28 protein-coding genes and 1 tRNA gene are annotated in these 23,906 nt (G+C 68.9%); 17 read left to right on the top strand and 12 right to left on the bottom strand.

The features are described from left to right. Positions 1 to 209: 209 nt before the first annotated feature. The 10 genes from rplU to BBA86_RS05730 all read left to right on the top strand — a co-directional run bounded on the left by rplU (position 210) and on the right by BBA86_RS05730 (position 6,973). Entirely contained in the window at positions 210 to 518 is a 309-nt protein-coding gene (gene rplU / locus BBA86_RS05775; protein ID WP_065570692.1) for a 50S ribosomal protein L21, read from the top strand. A gap of 21 nt (positions 519 to 539) precedes the next feature. Continuing rightward, positions 540 to 797 carry a 50S ribosomal protein L27 gene (gene rpmA, locus BBA86_RS05770; protein WP_065570691.1) on the top strand — a complete coding sequence of 86 codons (258 nt, stop codon included), beginning with the start codon at positions 540 to 542 and terminating at the stop codon, positions 795 to 797. Positions 798 to 889: 92 nt separating this feature from the next. Further along, positions 890 to 2,398, top strand: a complete 1,509-nt coding sequence (obgE, locus tag BBA86_RS05765) for a GTPase ObgE (RefSeq protein WP_065570690.1) — start codon at positions 890 to 892, stop codon at positions 2,396 to 2,398. Beyond that, positions 2,395 to 3,225 (top strand): glutamate 5-kinase, encoded by an 831-nt coding sequence (gene proB, locus BBA86_RS05760; RefSeq protein WP_065570689.1) that lies wholly within the window; start codon positions 2,395 to 2,397, stop codon positions 3,223 to 3,225. Before obgE ends, proB begins: the two co-directional genes overlap by 4 nt. Positions 3,226 to 3,263: 38 nt before the next feature. Then, the gene (locus BBA86_RS05755; protein ID WP_065570688.1) at positions 3,264 to 4,523 is read left to right on the top strand and encodes a glutamate-5-semialdehyde dehydrogenase; all 1,260 of its coding nucleotides are present in this window, start codon (positions 3,264 to 3,266) and stop codon (positions 4,521 to 4,523) included. A 44-nt stretch (positions 4,524 to 4,567) separates the two neighbouring features. Then, positions 4,568 to 4,792, top strand: a complete 225-nt coding sequence (locus BBA86_RS05750; protein WP_065570687.1) for a hypothetical protein — start codon at positions 4,568 to 4,570, stop codon at positions 4,790 to 4,792. A gap of 10 nt (positions 4,793 to 4,802) precedes the next feature. Then, the gene (gene nadD, locus BBA86_RS05745; RefSeq protein ID WP_065570686.1) at positions 4,803 to 5,399 is read left to right on the top strand and encodes a nicotinate-nucleotide adenylyltransferase; all 597 of its coding nucleotides are present in this window, start codon (positions 4,803 to 4,805) and stop codon (positions 5,397 to 5,399) included. Beyond that, positions 5,396 to 6,448 carry a hypothetical protein gene (locus tag BBA86_RS05740; RefSeq protein ID WP_065570685.1) on the top strand — a complete coding sequence of 351 codons (1,053 nt, stop codon included), beginning with the start codon at positions 5,396 to 5,398 and terminating at the stop codon, positions 6,446 to 6,448. Before nadD ends, BBA86_RS05740 begins: the two co-directional genes overlap by 4 nt. Further along, positions 6,448 to 6,825: a ribosome silencing factor gene (gene rsfS, locus BBA86_RS05735; protein WP_065570684.1), complete on the top strand. Its 378-nt coding sequence runs from the start codon at positions 6,448 to 6,450 to the stop codon at positions 6,823 to 6,825. Before BBA86_RS05740 ends, rsfS begins: the two co-directional genes overlap by 1 nt. 72 nt (positions 6,826 to 6,897) lie before the next feature. Further along, positions 6,898 to 6,973, top strand: a tRNA-Ala gene (locus BBA86_RS05730). A gap of 108 nt (positions 6,974 to 7,081) precedes the next feature. Here the strand turns inward: BBA86_RS05730 and BBA86_RS05725 are convergent. Together BBA86_RS05725 and BBA86_RS14545 are read right to left on the bottom strand one after the other, a co-directional pair. Continuing rightward, entirely contained in the window at positions 7,082 to 7,816 is a 735-nt protein-coding gene (locus tag BBA86_RS05725) for a GAF and ANTAR domain-containing protein (RefSeq protein ID WP_065570683.1), read from the bottom strand. Positions 7,817 to 7,846: 30 nt separating this feature from the next. Next, positions 7,847 to 8,548 (bottom strand): GAF and ANTAR domain-containing protein, encoded by a 702-nt coding sequence (locus tag BBA86_RS14545; RefSeq protein ID WP_411267697.1) that lies wholly within the window; start codon positions 8,546 to 8,548, stop codon positions 7,847 to 7,849. 124 nt (positions 8,549 to 8,672) lie between these two features. On the opposite strand from BBA86_RS14545, the gene BBA86_RS14540 reads away from it, so the two are divergent. After that, positions 8,673 to 8,906 carry a hypothetical protein gene (locus BBA86_RS14540; RefSeq protein ID WP_065570681.1) on the top strand — a complete coding sequence of 78 codons (234 nt, stop codon included), beginning with the start codon at positions 8,673 to 8,675 and terminating at the stop codon, positions 8,904 to 8,906. 26 nt (positions 8,907 to 8,932) lie between these two features. Here the strand turns inward: BBA86_RS14540 and BBA86_RS05710 are convergent, their stop codons facing one another. The 7 genes from BBA86_RS05710 to BBA86_RS05685 form a co-directional block, all read right to left on the bottom strand. Further along, a complete protein-coding gene (locus BBA86_RS05710; protein WP_065570680.1) occupies positions 8,933 to 9,355 on the bottom strand; it encodes a hypothetical protein in 423 nt (140 codons plus the stop codon). A gap of 92 nt (positions 9,356 to 9,447) precedes the next feature. Further along, positions 9,448 to 9,945 (bottom strand): hypothetical protein, encoded by a 498-nt coding sequence (locus tag BBA86_RS14255; RefSeq protein ID WP_223247034.1) that lies wholly within the window; start codon positions 9,943 to 9,945, stop codon positions 9,448 to 9,450. 82 nt (positions 9,946 to 10,027) lie between these two features. Next, positions 10,028 to 10,222 carry a hypothetical protein gene (locus BBA86_RS05705; RefSeq protein ID WP_065570679.1) on the bottom strand — a complete coding sequence of 65 codons (195 nt, stop codon included), beginning with the start codon at positions 10,220 to 10,222 and terminating at the stop codon, positions 10,028 to 10,030. A gap of 65 nt (positions 10,223 to 10,287) precedes the next feature. Next, the gene (locus BBA86_RS05700) at positions 10,288 to 11,160 is read right to left on the bottom strand and encodes a 3-methyladenine DNA glycosylase (protein ID WP_065570678.1); all 873 of its coding nucleotides are present in this window, start codon (positions 11,158 to 11,160) and stop codon (positions 10,288 to 10,290) included. Positions 11,161 to 11,171: 11 nt separating this feature from the next. After that, positions 11,172 to 11,879 carry an SOS response-associated peptidase gene (locus BBA86_RS05695; RefSeq protein ID WP_065570677.1) on the bottom strand — a complete coding sequence of 236 codons (708 nt, stop codon included), beginning with the start codon at positions 11,877 to 11,879 and terminating at the stop codon, positions 11,172 to 11,174. A 10-nt stretch (positions 11,880 to 11,889) separates the two neighbouring features. Continuing rightward, positions 11,890 to 12,936, bottom strand: coding sequence for an App1 family protein (locus BBA86_RS05690; protein WP_065570676.1), 1,047 nt, complete (start codon positions 12,934 to 12,936; stop codon positions 11,890 to 11,892). A 4-nt stretch (positions 12,937 to 12,940) separates the two neighbouring features. Further along, the gene (locus tag BBA86_RS05685) at positions 12,941 to 13,618 is read right to left on the bottom strand and encodes a DedA family protein (RefSeq protein ID WP_065570675.1); all 678 of its coding nucleotides are present in this window, start codon (positions 13,616 to 13,618) and stop codon (positions 12,941 to 12,943) included. Positions 13,619 to 13,651: 33 nt separating this feature from the next. Between BBA86_RS05685 and BBA86_RS05680 the strand changes: the two genes are divergently transcribed. From BBA86_RS05680 to BBA86_RS05665, 4 genes are all read left to right on the top strand, one after another. Beyond that, positions 13,652 to 14,941: an anthranilate synthase component I family protein gene (locus BBA86_RS05680; protein WP_065570674.1), complete on the top strand. Its 1,290-nt coding sequence runs from the start codon at positions 13,652 to 13,654 to the stop codon at positions 14,939 to 14,941. Positions 14,942 to 15,009: 68 nt separating this feature from the next. Next, positions 15,010 to 17,589, top strand: coding sequence for a leucine--tRNA ligase (leuS, locus tag BBA86_RS05675; protein ID WP_065572197.1), 2,580 nt, complete (start codon positions 15,010 to 15,012; stop codon positions 17,587 to 17,589). A gap of 92 nt (positions 17,590 to 17,681) precedes the next feature. Beyond that, entirely contained in the window at positions 17,682 to 18,272 is a 591-nt protein-coding gene (locus BBA86_RS05670) for a ComEA family DNA-binding protein (RefSeq protein WP_065570673.1), read from the top strand. Next, positions 18,269 to 20,572, top strand: coding sequence for a ComEC/Rec2 family competence protein (locus BBA86_RS05665; protein ID WP_065570672.1), 2,304 nt, complete (start codon positions 18,269 to 18,271; stop codon positions 20,570 to 20,572). Before BBA86_RS05670 ends, BBA86_RS05665 begins: the two co-directional genes overlap by 4 nt. A 42-nt stretch (positions 20,573 to 20,614) precedes the next feature. Here the strand turns inward: BBA86_RS05665 and BBA86_RS05660 are convergent, their stop codons facing one another. After that, positions 20,615 to 20,845 carry a hypothetical protein gene (locus BBA86_RS05660; RefSeq protein WP_065570671.1) on the bottom strand — a complete coding sequence of 77 codons (231 nt, stop codon included), beginning with the start codon at positions 20,843 to 20,845 and terminating at the stop codon, positions 20,615 to 20,617. A gap of 110 nt (positions 20,846 to 20,955) precedes the next feature. Here BBA86_RS05660 and BBA86_RS05655 point away from each other — a divergent pair, with 110 nt between their 5' ends. Together BBA86_RS05655 and holA are read left to right on the top strand one after the other, a co-directional pair. After that, positions 20,956 to 21,603 carry a Pr6Pr family membrane protein gene (locus BBA86_RS05655; protein ID WP_065570670.1) on the top strand — a complete coding sequence of 216 codons (648 nt, stop codon included), beginning with the start codon at positions 20,956 to 20,958 and terminating at the stop codon, positions 21,601 to 21,603. Positions 21,604 to 21,613: 10 nt separating this feature from the next. Continuing rightward, positions 21,614 to 22,648 carry a DNA polymerase III subunit delta gene (gene holA / locus BBA86_RS05650; protein ID WP_065570669.1) on the top strand — a complete coding sequence of 345 codons (1,035 nt, stop codon included), beginning with the start codon at positions 21,614 to 21,616 and terminating at the stop codon, positions 22,646 to 22,648. A 66-nt stretch (positions 22,649 to 22,714) separates the two neighbouring features. Here holA and rpsT read toward each other — a convergent pair whose 3' ends face one another. Together rpsT and BBA86_RS05640 are read right to left on the bottom strand one after the other, a co-directional pair. Then, positions 22,715 to 22,975 (bottom strand): 30S ribosomal protein S20, encoded by a 261-nt coding sequence (rpsT, locus tag BBA86_RS05645; protein ID WP_065570668.1) that lies wholly within the window; start codon positions 22,973 to 22,975, stop codon positions 22,715 to 22,717. Between the two features lie 127 nt (positions 22,976 to 23,102). After that, positions 23,103 to 23,837 (bottom strand): alpha/beta fold hydrolase, encoded by a 735-nt coding sequence (locus BBA86_RS05640; RefSeq protein WP_065570667.1) that lies wholly within the window; start codon positions 23,835 to 23,837, stop codon positions 23,103 to 23,105. Between the last annotated feature and the right edge of the window lie 69 nt (positions 23,838 to 23,906).

The raw sequence follows: 23,906 nt of genomic DNA, 5'->3' as shown, positions 1-23,906 counted from the left end.
GCCGATCATAAGCGGGTGCCGGCAGGGGCCGACCGGCTACGGCGCGCCGGGCCGCGCTTTTGCCCTCACTGCGGGGATCGGGTATTCTGGTCCCTTGGTGCGTCACGTGTCGCAGGCAGTTGCGATGCAGAGCCTGGCTTCCGCACCATGACTTCCAGTCTCATCAGACAATCGGAGCCGAGCGCTCCACAGAAGAAACAAGGTGTGAAGTGGTTTACGCAGTTGTGCGCGCCGGTGGCCGTCAGGAGAAGGTTCAGGTCGGCACGATCGTCGTCCTCGACCGTCAGTCGGTCAAGGTCGGCGACAAGATCGAGCTTCCCGCCGTCCTGTTCGTCGACGGCGACGCCGTGACGACCGACGCCGACAAGCTCGCGAAGGTCAAGGTCACCGCCGAGGTCCTCGGTGAAGAGCGTGGCCCGAAGATCATCATCCAGAAGTTCAAGAACAAGACCGGCTACAAGAAGCGCCAGGGCCACCGTCAGGACCTCACGCGCGTCAAGATCACCGGCATCAAGTAAGTAGCCGAGAGGACACGAGAGATGGCACACAAAAAGGGCGCAAGCTCCACCCGTAACGGTCGTGACTCCAACGCACAGCGCCTCGGCGTGAAGCGCTTCGGTGGTCAGCAGGTCCTCGCCGGCGAGATCATCGTCCGCCAGCGCGGAACGCACTTCCACCCCGGCGCCGGTGTCGGCCGCGGTGGCGACGACACGCTGTTCGCTCTGGCCGCCGGTGCGGTCGAGTTCGGCACGAAGGGCGGCCGCAAGGTCGTCAACATCGTGTCGGCCGCTGAGTGACCACACACATTCCTTGACGAGGGGCGGGCTACGGCCCGCCCCTCGTTCTTTCCCCGCCGGCGTCCGCCGGCTTCCCCGTCAGGAGACACCGCATGGTGACGTTCGTCGATCGCGTGACGCTGCATTTGAGCGCCGGCAAGGGCGGCAACGGCTGTGTGTCGGTCAAGCGCGAGAAGTTCAAGCCCCTCGCCGGTCCTGACGGCGGTAACGGCGGGCACGGCGGTGACATCATCCTGGTGTCCGACCCCCAGGTCACGACGCTCCTGTCCTATCACCACTCTCCCCACCGTTCCGCGGGCAACGGCGGTTTCGGTATGGGCGACCACCGCTCCGGCGCCCAGGGCGAGCCGCTCGAGCTTCCGGTCCCGGTCGGAACGGTGGTCAAGGACGAGACCGGTGAGGTCCTCGTCGACATGGCGACGCCCGGCATCCGCTTCGTCGTCGCTCCCGGCGGCCAGGGCGGTCTCGGCAACGCGGCCCTCGCGAACCCGAAGCGCAAGGCTCCGGGATTCGCGCTGCTGGGCACCCCCGGGTGGGAAGGTGACGTCCAGCTCGAGCTGAAGACCGTCGCCGATGTCGCGCTGGTGGGCTTCCCCTCCGCCGGTAAGTCGAGTCTGATCGCCGCCATCTCGGCCGCCCGCCCGAAGATCGCCGACTACCCCTTCACGACCCTCCACCCGAACCTCGGTGTCGTCCAGGCCGGCGACGCGCGCTACACCGTGGCCGACGTCCCCGGGCTGATCGAAGGCGCGAGCGAGGGCAAGGGCCTCGGGCTCGAGTTCCTCCGCCACGTCGAGCGGTGCACGGCTCTCGTGCACGTGCTCGACTGCGCGACGCTGGAGCCCGGCCGCGACCCGATCAGCGACCTCGACGTGATCCTCGCGGAGCTCGCCGCCTACCCCGTGCCCGAGGGCCAGATCCCCCTCCTGGAGCGCCCGCAGCTCGTCGCGCTCAACAAGCTCGACGTTCCCGAGGCGAAGGATCTCGCCGATCTCGTGCGTCCCGAGCTCGAACAGCGCGGATTCCGTGTGTTCGACATCTCGACGGTCAGCCGCGACGGTCTGCGTCAGCTGACGTTCGCCCTCGGTGAGATCGTCGAGGAGCACCGCGCCGCGTTGGCCGCGGCACCCGCTCCCGAGCGCGTCGTCATCCGGCCGCAGGGATCGAAGAAGGACTTCGAGATCCGCGTCGAGGGTGGCACGTACGGCAACATCTACCGCATTCTGGGCGACAAGCCCGTGCGGTGGGTGCAGCAGACGGACTTCCAGAACGAAGAGGCCGTCGGCTTCCTGGCCGACCGCCTCGAGAAACTCGGCGTCGAAGACGGCCTCTTCAAGGCCGGCGCTCAGGCCGGATCGACGGTCGTCATCGGCCCCGGTGACGGCATCGTCTTCGACTGGCACCCGTCGCTCGGCTCCGCCGCCGAGCTCATGACCGCGCCGCGTGGCACCGACCCGCGTCTCGACCTGAACCCCCGTCGCACGACCTCGCAGCGCCGTGATCGCTATCACGAGCGCATGGATGCCAAGGCCGAAGCGCGCGCCGAACTCGAGTCCGAGCGGATCGCCGCGACTCGCGGGGAGGACGAGGACGAGTCGTGACGCTGCAGGACCGTGCCGGCCTCGCCGGCGCACGTCGCGTCGTCGTCAAGGTCGGCTCATCGTCGATCAGTGGTGAGAACGCGGAGAAGATCGGCCCGATCGTCGATGCCCTCGCCGAGGCGCATGCCCGCGGGACCGAGGTCGTCCTGGTGTCGTCCGGTGCGATCGCGACCGGCATGCCGTTCCTGCTGCTCGACGCCCGCCCGAGCGACCTCGCGACGCAGCAGGCCGCCGCGGCCGTCGGTCAGAACGTTCTGATCTACCGCTACCAGGAAGCCCTCCGCCCCTTCGACATCGTGGCCGGCCAGGTCCTGCTCACGGCGGGAGACCTCGAGAACCCGACGCACCGCTCCAACGCGCGGCGGGCGATGGAGCGGCTGCTGGGCCTGCGCATCCTCCCGATCGTCAACGAGAACGACACCGTCGCCACCCACGAGATCCGTTTCGGCGACAACGACCGGCTGGCGGCCCTCGTCGCACAGCTCGTCGGCGCCGACGCCCTCGTGCTCCTGAGCGACATCGAGACGCTGTACACGCGTCCACCGGACGAACCGGGTGCTGAGCCGATCATCGACGTCGCCTTCGGTGACGACCTCTCCGGCTCCCAGTTCGGCTCCGTCGTCGTGAACAGCGTCGGCACCGGGGGAGCGGCGACGAAAGCCTCCGCTGCGCGCCTCGCGTCCGCGGCGGGCATCGCCGTCCTCGTCACGAGCGCCGACCTCGTGCACTCCGCGCTCCGCGGCGAGCAGGTCGGCACGTGGTTCGCCCCCAACCCGCACCCCGCGGCTCCGACCACGACGGCGCCTGTCCGGGTCGACGGCGCCTGACGGCTGAGGCGGCCAGCCGCCCGCCCTAGACTTGGCGGATGACCATCACCGCCGCAACGCCGCAGGAGCGCATGCAGTCGGCTCGGACCGCTTCCCGCTCCGTCGGGCTGTTGACGGATGCCGCCAAGGCCGGCGTCCTGCGGGGGCTCGCCGATGCGATCGACGCGAACGTCGACCTCATCGTCTCGGCCAACGCCGAGGATGTGGCCCGAGGTCGAGCCGATGGCCTCACGACGGGTCTCATCGACCGGCTCACCCTCGACCCGGCCCGTGTGCGCGCCCTGGCCACCGCCGTCCGCGACGTCGCCGACCTCCCCGACCCGGTCGGTCGCGTGCTCGATGACCGCGTCCTCGACAACGGCCTGCACCTCCAGAAGGTGTCGGTGCCGTTCGGTGTGATCGGGTCGATCTACGAAGCCCGTCCGAACGTGACCGTCGACATCGCAGCGCTCGCGCTGCGTTCGGGGAACGCCGTCGTCCTGCGCGGCGGCAGTGCTGCGCAAACGTCGAATGCGGCGCTCATCTCGGTCATGCGGGGCGCTCTGGCGGCTGCCGGGGTCGACCCCGAGGCGATCCAGACGGTCGACGATTTCGGCCGCGACGGCGCGCGGGCGCTCATGCGGGCGCGCGGACTCGTCGACGTCCTCGTTCCGCGGGGTAGTGCGCAGCTCATCGAGACCGTCGTCACGGAGTCGTCGGTGCCCGTCATCGAGACGGGCGCGGGTGTCGTGCACATCGTGCTGGACGCGTCCGCTCCGCTCGAGTGGGCGACGGACATCGCCGTCAACGCGAAGGTCCAGCGGCCGAGCGTGTGCAACGCCGTGGAGACGTTGCTCGTGCACCGGGATGCCGCTGCGCGCCTGGTCCCGCCCGTCGTCGCGGCTCTCCAGGAGCGCGGCGTGACCGTCCATGGCGACGCTGAGACCGCCGCGCTGGCGTCAGACGTCGTCCCCGCGACGGACGACGATTGGGCCACCGAGCACATGAGCCTCGACATCTCGGTCCGCGTCGTCGACGACCTCGACGACGCTCTGACGCACATCCGGCGGTACTCCACCCAGCACACCGAGTCGATCATCACGATGGACGACGACGTCGCCGAGCGCTTCCTCGCCGAAGTGGACGCCGCTGTGGTCATGGTCAACGCTTCCACGCGGTTCACCGACGGCGGCGAGTTCGGATTCGGTGCCGAGGTCGGCATCTCCACCCAGAAACTCCATGCCCGCGGGCCGATGGGCCTACCCGAGCTGACCACGACCAAGTGGCTGGCGCGGGGCGCCGGGCAGATCCGCTCCTGACCACCTAAACTGTTGATGCACCCGACCCCTCGAACGGAGCCCGAATGAACTTCGCGACGACCATCGTCCTCGCCGCAGCCGAGACCGAGCACCACGGCGGGAACGTCATGGGCACGACCTTCGGGTACGGCGTCGTGGCGTTCGTGTTGTTCCTGCTGCTCGGGCTCGTGAGCCTGTCGTACCGCAACGTGGCCAACCGCCACGCGCACAAGGCCGAGGCGTACGCCGCGAAGAACCCCGTGCAGCAGGCGGGCCACGGCCACCACTGAGGCCGTGTCGATGGCAACCACGCGCGCACCGCGTATCGGTGTGATGGGCGGTACGTTCGACCCGATCCACCACGGTCACCTCGTGGCGGCGAGCGAGGTCGCGCAGTCGTTCGATCTGGACGAGGTCGTCTTCGTCCCCACCGGTGAGCCATGGCAGAAATCGGGTGTCTCGTCGGCCGAGCACCGGTATCTGATGACCGTCATCGCGACGGCATCCAACCCGATGTTCACCGTCAGCCGCGTGGACGTGGATCGCAGGGGTAAGACCTACACGATCGACACCCTTCGTGACCTCAAGGCGCAGCGACCGGACGCCGACCTCTTCTTCATCACGGGAGCGGATGCCATCGCGCAGATCCTCGGCTGGCGGGACGTCGCGGAGTTGTGGGAGCTCGCGCATTTCGTCGCGGTGTCCCGTCCGGGCCACACCCTGAACGTCGAAGGGCTCCCGTCGGACGACGTGAGCAAGCTCGAGATCCCGGCTCTGTCGATCTCCTCCACCGACTGCCGCGCCCGCGTGCGTCGCGGACACCCCGTCTGGTACCTCGTCCCCGACGGCGTCGTCCAATACATTGCGAAGCATCACCTGTATCGGAGCAAGGCATGAGTACACCAGACCAGCCGGGCACTCCGCCGCTCACACGGCGCCAGTTGCGCGAACTGCGCAACACGGCCTCCACGCCCATCATCACGCCGGAAGAGGCGCAGGAGGCCGCCGACTCCTCGGATGCCGCCGCGGAAGAAGCCGCTGCCGCGGCGGTGGAGCAGGAAATGGAGGTCGCGCCGGAGCGGACCCCCGTCGCCCTCATGGACGACGCCGAGCTCGACCCCGATGCGCACCCCGTCAGCCGCCGGCAGGCGCGGTACCTCGCGAAGATGCGCACCGGCGCAGTGGACGTCCTCCCGTCGGAGTCCGAGACGGGCGAGGTCGCGACGACGGATGACGAGCCGTCAGCGCCCGCCCCGTCCGAGACCGATGCGCACGACGATGAGCCGTTCGAGCCTGTCGTCGAGAGTGAGCCTGTCGTCGAGGATGAGCGTGTCTCGGACGCGGACGGGACTGCGGACCCGGATGAGCCCGAGGGCACGAGCGAGGCCGCTGGCGTCACCGAGGACGAGCCGGTCCATGCGGCGGAGTCCGTTGATGATGCCGAGCGCGCGCGCGTCGTCGCTCCCGATCTCGGGGCACAGCTTCTGGAGGACGGTGCGGCCTCCGTGGAGCTTCCGCCATCCTTCGACCAGCTCCTGACGCGTGGGGGGAGCGGTTCGGCTTCCGCGCCGAACGCGCTGATCCTGTCGCAGACGCCCGAGACCGGCTCCTTGTCGGTACCCATGCTCGGGACCGGTGAGCTGATCATCACCGGCAGCTACGCGCTCCCGGAAAGCTTCGGCTCCACGGGAGTCGGGCCGGGGAACTCCGATGGCAAGGACGCGGACGCCGCCCTGATCGACGGTGAGCTGCCGCCGGCATCCTCGCCCACCCCGATCGCCGCGTCGTCGGCGATCAGTACCATTAAGAGTGCGGACGAGATCATCCGCCCACCGGCGCCCGAGAAGGGCAGCCGCCTCATCATGACCCTCGCGATCTGCGCCGGTGCCCTCGGGCTGGCCCTCGCGACGGTGCTCATCCTCACCCTTGTGAACGGAAACTTCTGATGGTCGCTGCAGAGCACACGCACGAACTCGTCCAGGTGGCCGCGGCCGCGGCAGACAGCAAGGGCGGCACGGACTTCGTCGCCTTCGATGTGTCGGGCCCGCTCCCGCTGATCGACGCCTTCCTCCTCGTCACCGGTAACAGCGAGCGCAACGTCGCCGCCATCGCCGACGAGGTCGAGGACAAGATGCTCGAAGCCGGCCAGAAGCGCCTGCGCCGTGAGGGACGCGACGAGTCGCGCTGGATCCTCCTCGACTTCGGCGACCTGGTCGTCCACGTTTTCCACGAGGAGGAGCGCGTGTTCTACGGACTCGAGCGCCTCTGGAAGGACTGCCCCATCATTCCCGTGACCATCGCGGAGCCCACTCCCACCGAGTGACATCGTCGCCTCGTGTTCAGAGCACTCCTCCGCGTGTAGTAAGCTGGATGAGTTGCCGCGAGCGGCGATCAAGGGCCTGTGGCGCAGCTGGTAGCGCACCTGCATGGCATGCAGGGGGTCAGGGGTTCGAGTCCCCTCAGGTCCACCAAATACCCCGGTTCGCCGGGGTTTTTGTGTTTCCGACAACCGAAGGCGTCACTCGTTCGTCGACGTCTGGGGCGCTCTCCGTGGGCTCATGTCGACCTGAGCCTGCCGGTCACAGATCGTTGAGGTCGCGCGTAGGGTCGCTGGCATGCGCCACGATGTCGCGGGCGACGTCGGCGAGGCGCTGCTGACTCGCCCGTGCGTGCGCCCGCAGACGCTGGAATGCCTCGTCCATGTCGATGTTGTGCGTGTGGGCCAGGACGCCCTTCGCCTGTTCGATCACGACTCGACTGTCGAGCGCCTGCTGCAGCTGCGTGCGCGCGACATCCGCCTCGCGGAATGCCTGCTCGTGGAGGATGCCGATGGTCGCGATATCCGCCAGTCCGCGCGCTGCGAGAGAGTCTTCGGGGCTGAGGCTCTCCGAACCGTCGCCGAAGAGGTTGAGAGAGCCGATGACCTCGTTGCGCAGACGCAACGGCACGGCGTGCATCCAGTTGTAACCTAGCGCCCCTGCGCTTTCAGCGAAGAGCGGCCAGCGTTCCCGGATGGATGAGATGTCGTCGACGCTCACCGGTTCGCCGGATCGGTAGGCATCGACGCAGGGACCTTCATCCGCGGTGAGCTGAAGGAGGCTGATGAGCTGGCTTCGCTCCGTCGTCGAGGCGACGACTTCGAGCGGTTGCCCTCCGGTGCGCAGAAGGATGCCGGCATCCGCCGCCGAGAAGATCTCCGAGCACCGTGACACCAGGCGATACAGCAGATCGACGACGTCATATCCACCCACCATGGTGTCCGCGATCTCCACGAACGTCTCGATGAGCTGCTTTTCCCGCGGTTCCCTGCTCATGTCTCCAACCTCCTCCGAATCACGCTGGTCTCAGGCGGTGAAATCGATCTCGCGACTGATGATGGACTCCGCGATCTCCGTCACTGACTGTCCAGATGCGAACGCGTGGGCGCGGATGACCACGAGCGCGTCATCGGAGTTCACTCGCAACTGCGCGCAGACCATGCCGGTTGCCTGATGGACGATCCGTCGAGACGATGAACCGAAACCGGCGTCGGCAGCGTTGCCGGCCAGAACCCGCTCGAAGATACGGAGGGCGGCCGCATCCGCCATCAGGGAGGCAAGGGCAACGTCCCGCTGCTTCAGTGCTCCTCGGCCGTCGGCGTACAGATCGACGACTCCCACCTCGAGCGCACCGACGGTCATCGGGAACGCGTACAGGGAGCGAACACCGTGATGCGCGGCGACGGACTGGAGCATCGGCCAGTCCGTCGTCGCCGCGTCGCGGAGATCGTGCAGAAGGACCGGGGTGCGCGCGACTCGGGCGTCCCAGCCTGGCCCGACCCCGGAACTCAGCTGAATGTCTTCGAGAGCCGCAGCCGCGCCGTCGCTCGCACACACGGTCTCGACGTCGAACGGGTCGCCCAGCGTCGAGACGCCCACATGATGAACCGGAAGCATCGTCAGAAAGACGGCACAAATCGGGTCATCGTCCACTGAGTGGGAACCGAGCACGTTTCCTCCAGACCTGGGTATCCCGAGGCGGCCTAGGTCCAGGGACGCTGATCCCATTGTAGGGAGTCCCCGCGCGGGCGTCGTCCTCCTTGTGTTGGTCTCCGGGATGCCAATACAGTGACACCACGCTGCCCCGGACCCCGGCTCGCCAATATCAACCGAGCGAGAGCAGAGGATCGTCATGCCGACATACACCGGTCCGCAGAAGGACCGTCTCCGGTGGAAAGTGACCGAACCCGGATTGCACGTCTGCGAAGACGGCGCGCGACACGTGGGTTTCGTCGTGAGCGTCGACGGCGGCTTCATCGCGTTCGATGACGCGTCCAACCCCCTCGGTCGCTACCAGCGGCTTCGGTCCGCCAAACAATCCGTCGAGACGATCCCGGCGCGGCGCTTCATGCAATTTTGGCACTGACGACCTTGAACGGCACGCCGACAGGCCTAGTACTCGTCCTCGGGGGCCTTGTCGGGGGGGAGGACGAAGCACGGCGAGAACGAGCTGATTTCTAAGTGACCGTTCTGGTAGTCCGCGATGATGTAACCCGACCCGTAGGGGCCAACAAGTTGCGCGCGGCCACGACCGTCTTTGGTGATGTCCTTGGGCTTCAGCTCAGAATTGTCACGGTGGGCATCCAACACCATCGATATCAGTTTGGATGGATCTGCAGTCGGGGACAGCTCGATCGTGGTGCCTCCGGTCCAGGCATACGCGCCTTGCGCGCTGCACGGCATGAGAACACCTGTGGCCTCCTGGTCCGCAGCTCGGATACTTTCCGCCGGCAGCTTCGAGACGATCTCATCCTCGACGTCCTGTGCGATCTTCTTGGCTGCCCCAACGGTCAGCCCCGGTTGCGTACCGTTCACGGCGTCTCCTCCTGGGTTTACGTTCGTCGTCGAAGAGCATCCGGCCACAGCCGCGATTATGAAGACGGCTGCGGCCACACCTGCGGAACGTTTCATCCTGATGGGCTCACTTGGCAGTCATGGAGAATCGGAGATAATCCGATATCTCCTGGTTCTCGGGGCGGTCGCTGGCTAAGAGGTTGTGGTTGTCCATCAGTCGATCGCTCAGCTGTATTGGCTTCGCGGCGCCGACGCCTGCGCGCGTGATGCCACTCCGACACGAACACGGAGCTCCGCCCAATGGCGGTGCAGACACCGCACACGGCGGCTGCAGCGAGGACCGCGCCGGCCTGATCAGAACCCTGCGCCGCGCCTGTCACCGAGGAGAGGAAGATCAGCACGATCCCGGACGTCACGGCCCCCAGCAGCCAGAACACCATCACGTGCGCGACGATGCCGCGCACATGCCGCATCCACCGGGCCACGAGCCACGCGATCGGCGCGCCGAGCCACACCAACGCGAACGAGAGTGCGGCCGCGCCCAGCACGACGAAGACGGGAAGACCCTTCACGCTCTCGCTCGTCTGCATCGCTAGGACGAACATGTACACGGCGACTACCGCGACGAAACAGACCCACGTGGTGAATGTGTGACGAGCGACGTCGCGGGAATCAAGGGCTCTCGATCCCGGCTCACTCGGTGGAATCGGAAGCCTCCGCGTCCGCCTCGGCGGCCTCGACGTCGAGATCTCCGGCGTCAGGCGCGACAAATCGCTCCTCAGGAGACGGTTCGTCTGAGCGATCAGCGGCACCGGCGGGCGCAGGGGGCAGGCCGTCCTGCTCTCCGCCGACGAGTCGCTCCAGGTCGGGCGTGGGATCGTTGCTCATGGGTGTCCTCTCGACTCTTCGAGCATGTCGGACCTCGAGCGTTGCGTCGAGGGCCTTGACCTGACTCAGCCGTTCTCGGTCGGGTTCACGAGCTGGAGCAACCGGTGACGAATCGGCTGGGCCCGGTCGGTGAAGGCGCGCTGCGCGGCGACGTATTCGGCCTTACCCGTCGGCGTCTCGATCCGCACGGGGGAGTAGCCCCAGTCGGTGAGGTCGTAGGGCGAGGCTCGCATGTCGAGTTCCCGGATGTCGCGGGCGAGCACGAACGCATCCAGAAGCAACTCGCCGGGAACCAGCGGGCCGAGCTTCACCGCCCATTTGTAGAGATCCATTCCGGCGTGCAGGCAACCTGGTTGCTCGTTCTGCGCCTGGGTCTCGCGCGTGGGCGTGAAGCGATTGCGAGGCGTCGCTTCAGGAGTGAAGAACCGGAATGCGTCGATGTGCGTGCACCGCAGGTCGTGGGCCTCGACGACGGCATCTGTGCCATCCCCACCGAGCCGCAGCGGCACGGGATGCCGCGTCTCGCCGTCACGGTAGACCATGGCCCATTCGTGCAGGCCGAAGCACCCGTATGAGCCCGTCCGCCCGAGCGTGCTCGACAGGATGCCGCGGATCGCTCGGACCAGAGGCGCTTTCTCCGTGAGGAACGCCTCGGCGTCGGCGATGACCGCATCGCGATCGACTCGGTACCACCGCCATGCGATGTGCGGTGCGTCGGCGGCATCCGCCAGTCGGACATCGCGGCCGGGGTGCCACCGGCGCAGGAGCGACGGCTTGTACGAGTAGTAGGTGTAGAGGAAGTCGTCGACCGGGTGAGTCTCGGCTCTCGCTGCGCGACGGCGGCGCCCGGCGGTCAGCGCGTCTGCCCGCTCGGCGTGCGCCTGCATCCGGTCGGTCCAGTCGGACCGCGCGAGGACAGCACTCGTGAGGGTGGGCATGCGGGGGCGGGTCAGACGGGCTGGATCAGCTCGGGGGAGTCGTTGCGGACGTTGCCGACGGCGCTCGAGACGACGTGGTCGGTGAGCCCCGTGACGACCTGGGGGGCCGCGTCGACGGCGGCGTCCAGGAGGTCACCGACATTGTCGACCTCGGTGTCGAGCCAGGCATCGGCGAAGTCGGCGTCGAGGAACAGCGGCATCCGGTCGTGGATCGACCCCAGCGGCGCGACGGCGTCGCGCGTGATGATCGTGAACGACAGCACCCATTTGGTGGGATCGTCCTCGGCCTTGGCCGGGTCCCTCCACCACTCGTAGAGGCCTGCGAAGAGGAGAGGTGACCCGTCGGCGGGATGGATGAAGTAGGGCGTCTTGCCCTCGTCTGTCGTCTGCCACTCGTAGTAACCGGTGGCAGGCACGATCGCGCGGCGCTTGATGAGGGCCTGCCGGAACATCGGCTTGTCTTCGAGCTCTTCCGACCGCGCGTTGAACGCCCGCGCACCGACCTTCACGTCCTTCGCCCACGAGGGGACGAGGCCCCAGCGCGCCGGTTCCAGCCGACGCGTGGGAGGGTCGGTCTTGGCCGAGTCGAGAACGATGCCGACCTGCGAGGTCGGTGCGACGTTGTACGACGGCGCGGGGAGATCGTCGCTCTCGACATCGACACGGAGTACGCCGACGAGTTCCGAGGCGACGTTGGCAACGACGAAGCGACCGCACATGGCTGTCAGCCTAGGAGGAGGTGGGGACATCGCGGACGATGTCGACGTCGGTCAGACGCTCGAGCAGCTCCGCTCCGTCGTCGCCGGTCACCCAGGGCACGCCGGCCGCGCTGTGATCGTCTACGGCCGTCCGTCCACCGGCGAGGACTGCCTCTGCCGGGGTCAGTCGCCGGATCGCTACGGCGGCTACCTGTTCTGGATGCTCGATCGTGAACTGGGTGTAGATCTCGTCGTCGTGCTGACCGTCGTCGCCGATCAGCAGCCAGTCGATGTCGGGGAACTCGTCCGCCAGCCGGCGCAGGTTCTCCTTCTTGTGCTCCTTGCCGCTGCGGAACCACCGGTCGTGGGTCGGACCCCAGTCCGTCAGGAGCATGGCCCCGAGCGGGAAGAGATGCCGACGCTGGAACCGGACCAGCGTCGGAGCGACGTTCCACGCCCCGGTCGACAGGTACAGGATGGGCGACCCGGGGTTCTCGCGCGCAAGCCGCTCGAGCAGGACAGCCATCCCGGGGACGGGCTGGCGGGCGTGCTCATTGAGGACGAAGGAGTTCCATGCGGCGACGAAGGGCCGGGGGAGCGCGGTGACCATGACCGTGTCATCGACGTCCGAGATGACGCCGAACCGGATGTCGTCTCCGACGATGAAGACGCGGGCGTCGACGGGGTCGGCCTTCTCGACGCTCATCGTGATCGTCTGCCAGCCGGCGGAGAGCGTCGCGGGCAGGACGGCGTCGATGACGCCGCCGCGATCCGCCGTCACCTCGTGACTCACACCGTCGATCACCACGGTGACCGTGGCGTGGGCGATCGGCACGGCAGCGAAGCTGCGCCACCCCCGCACGCCCGCGTAGTCGCCTCGCTCCCGACGCTTCGCCTTCGGCGGGATCAGCACGCGGCCGAGGACGCGCACCCACTCGGTGCTGCCGTAACCGGGGAAGGCGGCGACGGTGGGACGCTGTCCCCTCGCGCGGGCGCGCTTCTCGCGCCAGGAGTGGAACCGGTACTCGAGGCGCGCCAGCCACAGCACTTTCGTGTCGGGCGAAGAGGGGGAAGCCATCGGTTCAGTCTTTCACGTCGTCGGCGGGAGCCTCCGTCGCGTCGTCGAGTTCGAGGTGACGCGCCTCACGTGCTCCGATGATGCGCTTGGCGATGTAGACGAGCACGAGGAAGGCGGCGATGATCCCGACGAATACGTAACCGGCGTAGTGAAGGCTGGCGGAGAGCTCGCGGTAGCTCTCCGCCGCGGCCGCCGCGACGGAGACGTAGGCCACCGACCAGACCGTGCAGGCGGGCACAGTCCATGCCAGGAACCGGCGGTACGCGAACCCGCTCATCCCGACGGTCAGCGGGACGAGCGAGTGGAGGACCGGGAGGAAGCGCGAGAGGAAGATCGCCGGCCCGCCCCGCCGGCGCAGGTAGAGCTCCGCGCGCGCCCAGTTGCGTTCGCCGATGAGTCTGCCGACCCGCGAGAACCGGATGCGGGGGCCCAACCACCTGCCCAGGGCGAATCCGATGCTCTCGCCGATGAGCGCTCCGACGAGGACCGCAAGGACGAGCCACGTGCCCTCGGCGAGATTGTCGACGGCGGTGCCGGCCACGATGACGACCGTGTCGCCGGGGACGATGAGTCCGACCAGCACGCTCGTCTCGAGCATCATCGCGATGCCGGCGACGATGACGCGCACAACGGGATCCACCGCCTGGACGGTGCCGAGCAGCCAGTCGAGGATCTCGTTCACGACCTCAGATTATCCGCCGTCTACCCTGAGGGAGTGTCCAGCGATCTCGCCTCACGCGTCCTTCCCGGGTGGCTCGATCCGGCTGTCGCCTTCACCGCGGTCATCGGTGATGCGGTCGACGCGTTCTGGCTCGATGCCGGCCCCGGCGCTTCGGAAGGCTGGAGCTGGGTGGGCACCGGCATCCCGACGGCACCTCCTCGCGACGTCGCACTCGGGGGCATGACGGATGCCGACGCGGGACCGTTCCGCGGCGGGTGGGTGGGCTGGTCGGCGTACGACGCCGCGGCCCGTCGCGCCGGCGCCCCGGCCGCGGACGATGGGGGACCTGCAGACGCCTGGCTACGCGTCGATCGGATGCTGGGGTTCGATCACGCCGCGAAGAGGATGATCGCATTCGCCGCCGACGACGACCTCGACGGGTTGGCCGCCGCGGTTGCTCTCGCGATCACTGCGGAGCGGACGTCGACGCCCGCGGATCCGCCCGCCGTCGCCGTCAGTGCCCGGCACGATCCGGACACCTACGCCCGCCTGATCGAGCAGTGCCGGGACGAGATCCGAGAGGGGCGTGCGTATCAGCTGTGCCTTACGACGCGGTTCGAGACCGCGGCATCCGTCGACCCGGTCGACACCTACCTTCGCCTCCGAACCGCGACGCCGGCGCATCACGGCGGCCTCATCCGCAGCGGCGGCCGGGCGCTCCTGAGCGCATCGCCGGAACAGTTCCTCTCGGTCGCGGACGGGATCGTCCGCACCCGACCGATCAAGGGCACGCGGCCGCGCGCCGCCGACGCGGGTCAGGACGCCGCTCTCGCCGCCGCGCTGCGGGGGAGCGAGAAGGAGCAGGCCGAGAACGTCATGATCGTCGACCTCATGCGCAACGACCTGCAACGGGTGTGCGAGCCCGGGTCGGTCGCGGCCGAGCGGCTCCTCGAGGTGGAGTCGTACCCCGCGGTGCACCAGCTCGTGAGCACAGTGGCGGGGCGACTGCGTCCACGGACGACCGTCGGTGAGCTGTGGGATGCCGCCTTCCCGGCCGGCAGCATGACGGGAGCGCCGAAGCTGTCGGCGATGCAGATCCTCCACCGGCTGGAGGGCGCGCCGCGCGGCGTCTTCGCGGGGTGCTTCGGGTGGATCGGTTCCGATGGGGGGCTCGACCTCGCCATGGTGATCCGCTCGATCGTGATCCATCCCGCCGGGGCGTACGTCGGCGCCGGCGGCGGCATCACGTGGGGCTCGGTCGCGGCGGACGAGGTCGCCGAGGTCGGGATCAAGGCCCGAGCGCCGCTCCGTGCGCTCGGTGCCGAACTGCCGCCGGGATGGTGAAAGTCCCGGTCCGCTAGGCTGAAAAGGCGCTTTCGCGCGCCCTCCCGACTTTGCACGATTGGTTCACCGTGTCCTCCAGCACCTCCTCCGACGCATCGACTCCCGAGCAGACCGGTTTCGACTCGCGCGCCATCCAGGCCAAGTGGCAGGCCCGGTGGGCGGAGTCCGACCCGTTCAAGGCCGGCGGCGACGAGGACACGCGTCCGCGCAAGTACGTGCTCGGGATGTTCCCGTACCCCTCGGGCGACCTGCACATGGGTCACGCCGAGAACTACGCCTACGTCGACGCCGTCGCACGCTTCTGGCGTCACCGCGGCTACAACGTGCTGAACCCGATCGGCTGGGACTCCTTCGGCCTGCCCGCCGAGAACGCCGCGATCAAGGGCGGCGCCGGGTCCGACCCGCGCGAGTGGACCTACAACAACATCGACCAGCACAAGGTCAGCTTCCGCGCGTTCGGGTCGTCGTACGACTGGAGCCGCGTGCTCCACACGAGCGACCCCGAGTACTACCGCTGGAACCAGTGGCTGTTCCAGCGCCTGTTCGAGCGCGGGCTCGCTTACCGCAAGCAGAGCGCCGTCAACTGGTGCCCCAACGACCAGACCGTGCTCGCGAACGAGCAGGTCGTCGACGGACACTGCGAGCGGTGCGGCTTCGAGGTCGTCAAGAAGAAGCTGACGCAGTGGTACTTCAAGATCACCGAGTACGCCGACCGTCTGCTCGATGACCTGAACCAGCTCGAGGGCTTCTGGCCCCACAAGGTGCTGCAGATGCAGCGCAACTGGATCGGCCGCTCCATCGGCGCCGATATCGACTTCGAGATCGAGGGGCGCGCCGAGAAGATCACCGTCTTCTCCACCCGCCCCGACACCCTGCACGGTGCGACCTTCATGGTCGTCGCGCCGGACTCCGACCTCGCCGCCGAACTGGCCGAGGGCGCCTCGCCCGAGGTCCAGCAGCGCTTCCGCGCTTACCTCGACACGGTGCAGAAAACGAGCGAGATCGAGCGCCAGACCGCTGATCGCCCCAAGACCGGTGTCTTCCTCGACCGCTTCGCGATCAACCCGATCAACGGCGAGCGTCTGCCGATCTGGGCGGCGGACTACGTCCTCGCCGACTACGGGCACGGTGCCGTCATGGCCGTCCCCGCGCACGACCAGCGCGACCTCGACTTCGCCCGCGCGTTCGACCTGCCCGTGAAGGTCGTCGTCGACACGACGGCTCCGGTCACCGGCGCGATCCCGGTCATCGAGGTCGACGAGGACGGTGTGCCGATCGGCGACGACCTCGAGTCGATCGATCCCGCCCGCACCGGCACCGCGCTGACGGGCGATGGGCGCCTCATCAACTCCGGGTCGCTGAACGGGCTGTCCAAGCGCAACGCGATCGCCCGCGCGATCGAAGAGCTCACCTCGGCGGGAACCGGCCGCGCCGCGAAGACCTACCGCCTCCGCGATTGGCTGATCTCGCGTCAGCGGTTCTGGGGCACCCCGATCCCGATGATCCACACCGAGGACGGCCGTATCGTCCCGGTCCCCGACGAGCAGCTGCCCGTCATCCTCCCCGACGCCAAGGGTCTCGACCTGAAGCCGAAGGGCACGTCGCCGCTGGGCGGCGCGACCGAGTGGATGTCGACGGTCGACCCCGAGACCGGCGAGCCGGCGCTTCGCGACGCTGACACGATGGACACGTTCGTCGACAGCTCGTGGTACTTCCTGCGCTTCCTGGCCCCGAACGGGGCGACGGAGCCGTTCCCGAGCGCCGAGGCATCCAAGTGGGCGCCGGTCGACTCGTACATCGGCGGCGTCGAGCACGCGATCCTCCACCTGCTGTACGCCCGGTTCATCACGAAGGTCCTGTTCGACATGGGCCTCGTCGACTTCACCGAGCCGTTCACGAGCCTGATCAACCAGGGCATGGTCCTGCTCGACGGCTCGAAGATGTCGAAGTCGAAGGGCAACCTCGTCGAGTTCGCATCGAGCATGGACGACCCGGGTGCGGATGCCGTCCGTGTCGCTATCGCATTCGCCGGGCCCGTCGAGGACGACATCAACTGGGAGGACGTCTCGACGACCGGTGCCCAGAAGTTCCTGTCGCGCGCACTGCGTGTCGCCTCCGACGTCGCGAGCGCGTCGGACGTCGTCTGGGCCGAGGGGGACACCGCGCTCCGCCGCGTGACCCACCGCCTGTGGGCCGATGTCGTCGGGCTCGTCGAGCAGTCGAAGTTCAACGTGGTGGTCGCGCGTCTCATGGAGCTCGTCAACGCGACGCGCAAGACGATCGACTCGGGCGCAGGCGCCGCCGACCCCGCCGTCCGCGAGGCCGCCGAGGCCGTCGCGATGATCCTCGACCTCTTCGCCCCGCACACCGCGGAGGAGATGTGGGAGATCCTCGGCTACAAGCCGTTCGTCGGCGTCACCCCGTGGCGTCAGGCCGACCCCACGCTCCTCGTCGAGGAGTCGGTGACGGCGGTCGTGCAGGTCAACGGCAAGGTGCGCGGCACGCTCACCGTCCCGGCGAAGATCTCGGGCGACGAGCTCGAGAAGCTCGCCCTCGCCGACGAGAAGGTGCGTCGGGCCATCGGCGACAAGGAGATCACCCGCGCCGTCGTGCGGGCGCCGAAGGTCGTCAGCTTCACCGTCGCCTGAGCGTCTTCTCCACCGTGGCCATCTGACCGCGGTTCGTCCACCGCCCTCTCGCCGCGCGGCGAGAGGCGGCCCGGCGCCGGAATGATCGTGCCATGGGTGCGCAGGCGGTGCCGACGTCTCGACGTCGGCTGGGGATCGGTGCCGCCGTCGTCCTCGTGGTCGTCGTCGCCGCCGTGACGATTGCGATCGGGATCGTCCGGACGGGCGCGGAATCAGCCGTCGAGACGGTGCCCGAGGTCGTCTCCGAGACGGTGGCGCCGGCGTCGGTGTACGTCCACGTCTCGGGTCAGGTGCGAGAGCCCGGTCTGTATCGCCTCGACCAGGGTGCGCGCGTCGTGGACGCCGTCGCCGCCGCCGGGGGGTTCTCCGAGACGGCGTCCCGCGATGGCGTGAACCTTGCGCGTCCGGTGAGCGACGGTGAGCAGCTCCTCATCCCCGGAGAGGGTGAAGAGGGGACGGATGCCGGTGCTTCCGCCGCACCCGAAGGCGATGGTCGCGTGAATCTGAACACCGCCGACGTCGCTGCCCTCGACACGTTGCCGCGCATCGGACCGTCGATCGCGCAGCGGATCCTCGACTGGCGCGAGGAGAACGGCCGGTTCACGAGCGTCGACGACCTCATGGCGGTGCCGGGGATCGGGGAGAAGATGCTCGAATCCCTCCGCGACCTGGTGACGGTGTGAGTGGTCGGACCGCGCGGCGCCGCGACCTGCGGCTGCTGCCGGTCGCGCTCGTGGCGTGGGCCGGTGCGGGCGCGTCGATCGCCTTCCCCGAGCATGCGACGGCCCTCGCGGTCGCGCTCTGGGTGGTTGCCGTCCTGGCTCTGGCCATCGCCGCGCGAGCGCCTCGGCCGACGACGGCCGCGCTGATCGCGGTGGCGTTCGCCGTCGCCGGGGGCGCGGCATCCCACGTCGCGCTCGCTCAGCCTGCGCGGGAGGCCGTCGCAGGCCTACCGATCACCGGGGGTCGCAGTGCGACGTTCGAGGTCGATGTCGTCGGAAAGGTCGAACGGTCCGCCACCGGGTTCCGCTTCGACGCGATCACCCGGTCCGTCACGATCGGCCCCGACACGACTCCCGTCTCGGCGCCTGTCCTCGTCCGCGTGCAGGAGCGACCCGCCGGGCTCGACCTGGGGGCGCGTGCGGTCGTGACGGGGACCGCGTTCCGAGCGGATGCCGGGGACCGGGAAGTCCTCGTCGTCGAGGCGTCGACGATCGAGCTCACGCACCCGCCGACGGGACTCCTCGCCGTCGCGGCCGCGCTGCGGACAGGCCTGGTGGCGGCGGTCGACGGCCTGCCTGACCCCGGTGCGGGGCTCGTGCCGGGGCTCGCCGTCGGCGACACGTCAGCGGTCAGCGAGGATCTCGACCAGCAGATGAAGGCGTCGTCGCTGTCGCATCTGACAGCCGTCTCGGGGGCGAACTGCGCGCTCGTCGTCGGAATCGCCTTCGGTATCGCAGCTCTCTGCGGGGCGCGCCGTGGCATCCGGGTTACGGCGGGCCTCGCGACGCTCGTCGCGTTCATCGTGCTCGTCTCGCCCGAACCCAGCGTCGTGCGCGCGGGAGCGATGGCGGCGATCGCGATGCTCGGAGTGCTGCTGGGGCGCATCGGTGCGGGGATGTCGATCCTGTCCGCGTCGGTGTGCGTGCTGCTCCTGCTCGACCCGTGGCTGGCGGCATCGCTCGGCTTCGCTTTGTCGGCCGTCGCGACCGGGTCGCTGCTCCTGTTCGCCGGTCCGCTCGCCGACGGGATGTCGCGATGGATGCCCGCACCCCTCGCACTCGCCCTCTCCGTGCCGCTCGCGGCGCAGCTCGCGTGCGGCCCGCTGCTCGTGCTGATCGAGCCGAGCGTGCCCCTCGTCGGCGTGCTCGCGAACCTGCTCGCGGGTCCCGCCGCGCCAGCCGCGACCGTCCTCGGTCTCCTCGCCTGCCTCGCGCTGCCGCTCCCCGTGCTCGCTCAGGGGCTCGCGGCGATCGCATGGTTGCCCGCCGCCTGGATCGCGGGAACGGCGGACCTGTCCGCACGGCTGCCCGGGGCATCCATCGGATGGCTGGAAGGGATGCCGGGGCTCATCGCCCTCGCCGCGACAGGAGCGGCGATCGGCATCGTGGTCGCTGCGCGCCGGGACCGGCCGCGGCGCTGGGCGGGCTGGGTGCTCGTCGCGATCATCGCGGTCGTGGTGGGCGCGGGACCGGTCCGCACGCTCATCGATCGCACGCGGGTACCGGACGACTGGGCCATCGCGGCGTGCGAGGTCGGACAGGGCGACGCCGTCCTCGTGCGTTCCGGCGACGAGATCATGCTCATCGACACGGGGCCGGAGCCTGAGCCCGTCGCCGCGTGTCTCGACCGGTTCGCGATCGACCGCGTCGACGTCCTCGTGTTCACCCACTTCGACCTGGATCACCGCGGCGGCGCCGAGGCCCTGCTCGGTCGTACCGACCTCGTCCTGCACGGTCCGATCCCCGACCCTGAAGCAGCTGCGGTGATCGCCGGCTTCACGGAGTCGGGCGCGCGGGCCCAGGAGGTGTCCGCCGGCCAGAGCGGCGCGCTGGGGGAGTGCCGCTGGCGCGCCCTGTGGCCCAAGCCGCGCGACCCGGTCTATCCCTCCGGGAACGACGCGAGCGTCGTCATCGACGTCACCGGATGCCGCGTACCCGACGCCATCTTCCTCGGCGACCTGTCGGCGCAGCCGCAACGATCCCTGCTCGCTTCCCGCGCGATCGACCGCACCTATTCGGTGGTCAAAGTCGCGCACCACGGCAGTGCCGATCAGGACCACAGCCTCTACGAAGGGCTCGACGCGGCCGTCGCCCTCGTGACCGTCGGAGAGAACACCTACGGCCACCCACGGGACGAGATCCTCGAACTCCTCCGCAAGGAGCACGCGATCATCGCCCGCACCGACAGGTCCGGTGACGTCGTGCTGTGGCGCGACGGTGCGGGAATCCGGCTCTGGCGGTCGCGTGAGCAGGGCGGTTGAGACAGCACCCGTCGTCGGTCAACTCTCTCGACCACGCAGGAGTCACTGCGGGTGCGTGCGGCGCAGGAGGTAGTCGCGCCGAAGCGCATCCGCGGCGAAAGCGAGGATCGGGATCACGGATACGGGACCCCACCACGTCTGATCCGCCTGCGTCGTCATGAGGAGCGCGTTCACCGCCGCGCACCAGAGCACGGCGCCGACGAACCAGGCGATGCGCCACCAGGTGTCCGCGAAGAAATGGCGAAAGCGGCTCATCTCGCCGGCGTCCTTCATGTGCGGTCCCCCACGTTCGTGTCGCGCCATGCTACTGGTCGCGCGGCGACGATGGATAGATCCTCCGTGGGAGATATCCCGTCAGGACGGGTCTTTCGTAGGCTGACCGGATGCCTCCCGCCCTCCCGCCTCGCCTCGTCGCAGCCATCGGCGGCATGCGACTCGGCGTGGCCGTCTGCGTTCTCAGCGTCCTGGGGTGGACCTACGCCCGTTCCGCGCAGCCGGGGAGTGCCAATCCGTTCGACTTCTTCGGGTACTTCACGAACCAGACCGCGATGTGGAGCGCGCTCGTGTTCGGCGCCACCGGCATCCTTCTCACCGGCAACCGGGCGGTCCCGAGATGGCTGACTCTCGCTCGCGGGGTCGCAGTCGCCTGTCTCATCGTCGTGGGCGTCGTCTACAACGGGTTCGTCCCCGGCACGGGCTCGGCGCCGCCGTGGGTGAGCGCCGTCCTGCACATCGCACTTCCGCTCTACGCCGTGCTCGACTGGACCTTCATCCGAGACCGCCCGCCGCAGCCGTGGCGCACCTTGTGGCTCGTGCTGCCCTATCCGCTCGTCTGGCTGCTCGTCGTGCTCCTCCGCGGTCACACCGACGGCTGGGTGCCCTACGGGTTCCTGCTGCCGAGCCGCGGGCTCGGTGCGCTCGTCCTCACGAGCCTCGGGCTGCTCGCGATGCTCCTCGCAGCCGGCGCTGCGGTATGGGCGCTGTCCCGAATCGTCCTGCCACGACGGCGAGGCGTCGGCGCCCCTCGGTAGGCTGGACCCCATGCCGAGCCCCCGCCGTCCCGCCGCGAAGACGACGAAGTCGGCGATCCCGCAGATCTCGTGGCGCCGACCGCAGCCGGCGCCCGTGGTCCTCGTCTCGGGACCGGAAGAGATCTGCGCCGAGCGGGCGACCGCCGGCATCCGTGAATACCTTCGCGCCGAGGATCCGAGCCTCGAAGTCACCGACATCCGCGCCGACGACTATGCGCCGGGCACGCTGTTCGCGGTGTCCTCGCCCTCGCTGTTCGGCGAGCCGCGCCTCGTGCGCGTCTCGGGTGTCGAGAAGTGCTCCGACGCGTTCCTCGCCGAGGCGATCCGCTACCTCGAGGCCCCGCAGGAGGGCGCGACCATCGTGCTGCGCCACACCGGCGCGAGCGTCCGCGGCAAGAAGCTGCTCGACACGATCCGCTCGGGTACCGGCGGTGGCATCGAGATCGCGTGCCCTGCGGTCAAGCGCGACTCCGACCGGTTCGACTTCGCGGCGGGGGAGTTCCAGGCCGCCAAACGCCGTATCGCCCCTCCCGCGCTCCGCGCCCTCGTCTCGGCCTTCGCCGATGACCTCACCGAGCTCGCCGCCGCCTGCCAGCAGCTCATCTCGGACGTCGAGGGCGACATCACCGAGCAGGTCGTCACCCGCTACTACGGCGGCCGCGTCGAGACGACCGCGTTCGCCGTCGCCGACACCGCGATCGCCGGCCGCTACGGCGACGCGCTCGTGACACTTCGCCACGCCCTCGCCTCGGGCGCGGATCCGGTGCCGATGGTCGCCGCGATCGCCTCGAAGCTCCGCACCATGGCGCGCGTCGCCGGCACGCGCGAGCCGTCCGGCGCCCTCGCCGCCCGCATCGGCATGAAGGACTGGCAGGTGGACCGTGCCCGTCGCGACCTCGCGGGCTGGACCGAGTCCTCGCTCGGGATCGCGATCCAGGCCGCCGCCCGAGCGGATGCCGAGGTCAAAGGCGCGTCCCGCGACGCCGTCTTCGCGGTCGAGCGCTTGGTCACGGTCGTCGCGACGCGCGCGCCGTACGGCGCCTGACGTCCGGAAACGACGAAGGCCCATCCCTCACGGGACGGGCCTTCGTCGTGGCGCAGCGTTCGCGGCTCAGAGAGCGGCGACCTGCTTCGCGATCGAGGACTTGCGGTTGGCCGCCTGGTTCTCGTGGATGACGCCCTTGCTGACGGCCTTGTCGAGCTTCTTGGTCGCCTTCACCAGAGCCTTCTCGGCAGCGGCCTTGTCGCCGGCCGAGATGGCCGCGCGGGTCTGACGGACGACGGTCCGCAGCTCGCTCTTGACGGCCTTGTTCCGCTCGCGGGCCTTCTCGTTGGTCTTGTTGCGCTTGATCTGCGACTTGATGTTCGCCACGTTCGACGTATCTTTCGTTCGGAGTTACGGGTGGATGTGCCGGCAACAGAAGAGGGCTGTCGCACAGCGGTCGTGTGAGGGAGGAACCCACACGCAAGCCAAAAACCGATTCTATCAGGTGGGAGGCTCATCCCGAAGTCGAGCGCTCGTGCGCCATCGTCGCCAGTGCGAGGTCGATGACGGCATCGAACACCCGGGGCCGCATGGCGGTCACCAGATGGGATGTCCGGGGCACCACGATGAGCTCGGCTTCGGGCTTCAGCGCGGTGAAGAGCCGTTCGTTCAGGCGCAATTGGTCCCACTGCCCGTTGACGAACCACATCGGCACCGAGATCCGTTTCAGAGCCGACACCAGATCGAGGACGGACAGACTCCGCAGCGCGATGTCCTGCGCATCGTACGCGTACCCGCCCGCCCCGAAATCGGCGCGCGTCTCGGGTGGCAACGTCCGGTCCAGGACCATGTCGGTCAGCCGCTGGCCGCGCCCCGGAAGGCGGTCGAAGCCGCGCGCGAGAGTCCGGTAGATCCTCAACCCCGCTCCGCGTGGGATCGATGTGCACCCGGCCGCGATGAAGGCGTCAACGGGAGGCCGGTTTTCGCGGCCCATGTATTCGATGGACACGAGCCCGCCCATGGAGTGGGCGACCAGGAGCACAGGCCCGTGGGCCGCGGCATCCGTCACCGCAGCGTCGATGGTCTCGAACGCACCGTCCAACGTGAAGGTCTCGGTCATGCGGGTGCCGTGGCCGGGAAGATCGACCGCGTTCGCGCCGACACCGGCTGCGGTCAGATGCTCGACCTGCGCGCGCCACATCGTCGCGGAGGTTCGGATGCCGTGGACGAACACCACCTGAGGCGTCATGCCTCCAGCCTACGAACCGTCTCCGGGAACGCGGAACGGGGGCGGATCCGAAGACCCGCCCCCGTTCCG

This window comes from Microbacterium oleivorans (genome assembly GCF_001691565.1).
Lineage (GTDB): Bacteria > Actinomycetota > Actinomycetes > Actinomycetales > Microbacteriaceae > Microbacterium > Microbacterium oleivorans_B.
This window is presented reverse-complemented; position numbering and strand designations above follow the sequence as displayed.

Excerpts from the sequence above, each read along its gene's own strand:
- rpmA (WP_065570691.1), top strand. The coding sequence starts at position 540 with ATGGCACACAAAAAGGGCGCAAGCTCCACCCGTAACGGTCGTGACTCC.
- nadD (WP_065570686.1), top strand. The coding sequence starts at position 4,803 with ATGGCAACCACGCGCGCACCGCGTATCGGTGTGATGGGCGGTACGTTC.
- rsfS (WP_065570684.1), top strand. The coding sequence starts at position 6,448 with ATGGTCGCTGCAGAGCACACGCACGAACTCGTCCAGGTGGCCGCGGCC.
- BBA86_RS14545 (WP_411267697.1), bottom strand. The coding sequence starts at position 8,548 with ATGGGATCAGCGTCCCTGGACCTAGGCCGCCTCGGGATACCCAGGTCT.
- BBA86_RS05750 (WP_065570687.1), top strand. The coding sequence starts at position 4,568 with ATGAACTTCGCGACGACCATCGTCCTCGCCGCAGCCGAGACCGAGCAC.
- BBA86_RS14540 (WP_065570681.1), top strand. The coding sequence starts at position 8,673 with ATGCCGACATACACCGGTCCGCAGAAGGACCGTCTCCGGTGGAAAGTG.
- holA (WP_065570669.1), top strand. The coding sequence starts at position 21,614 with ATGCCGAGCCCCCGCCGTCCCGCCGCGAAGACGACGAAGTCGGCGATC.
- BBA86_RS05670 (WP_065570673.1), top strand. The coding sequence starts at position 17,682 with ATGGGTGCGCAGGCGGTGCCGACGTCTCGACGTCGGCTGGGGATCGGT.
- BBA86_RS05695 (WP_065570677.1), bottom strand. The coding sequence starts at position 11,879 with ATGTGCGGTCGCTTCGTCGTTGCCAACGTCGCCTCGGAACTCGTCGGC.
- BBA86_RS05640 (WP_065570667.1), bottom strand. The coding sequence starts at position 23,837 with ATGACGCCTCAGGTGGTGTTCGTCCACGGCATCCGAACCTCCGCGACG.
- BBA86_RS05705 (WP_065570679.1), bottom strand. The coding sequence starts at position 10,222 with ATGAGCAACGATCCCACGCCCGACCTGGAGCGACTCGTCGGCGGAGAG.
- BBA86_RS05660 (WP_065570671.1), bottom strand. The coding sequence starts at position 20,845 with ATGAAGGACGCCGGCGAGATGAGCCGCTTTCGCCATTTCTTCGCGGAC.
- BBA86_RS05740 (WP_065570685.1), top strand. The coding sequence starts at position 5,396 with ATGAGTACACCAGACCAGCCGGGCACTCCGCCGCTCACACGGCGCCAG.
- BBA86_RS05690 (WP_065570676.1), bottom strand. The coding sequence starts at position 12,936 with ATGGCTTCCCCCTCTTCGCCCGACACGAAAGTGCTGTGGCTGGCGCGC.
- obgE (WP_065570690.1), top strand. The coding sequence starts at position 890 with ATGGTGACGTTCGTCGATCGCGTGACGCTGCATTTGAGCGCCGGCAAG.
- BBA86_RS05725 (WP_065570683.1), bottom strand. The coding sequence starts at position 7,816 with ATGAGCAGGGAACCGCGGGAAAAGCAGCTCATCGAGACGTTCGTGGAG.
- BBA86_RS05700 (WP_065570678.1), bottom strand. The coding sequence starts at position 11,160 with ATGCCCACCCTCACGAGTGCTGTCCTCGCGCGGTCCGACTGGACCGAC.
- BBA86_RS05755 (WP_065570688.1), top strand. The coding sequence starts at position 3,264 with ATGACCATCACCGCCGCAACGCCGCAGGAGCGCATGCAGTCGGCTCGG.
- BBA86_RS05655 (WP_065570670.1), top strand. The coding sequence starts at position 20,956 with ATGCCTCCCGCCCTCCCGCCTCGCCTCGTCGCAGCCATCGGCGGCATG.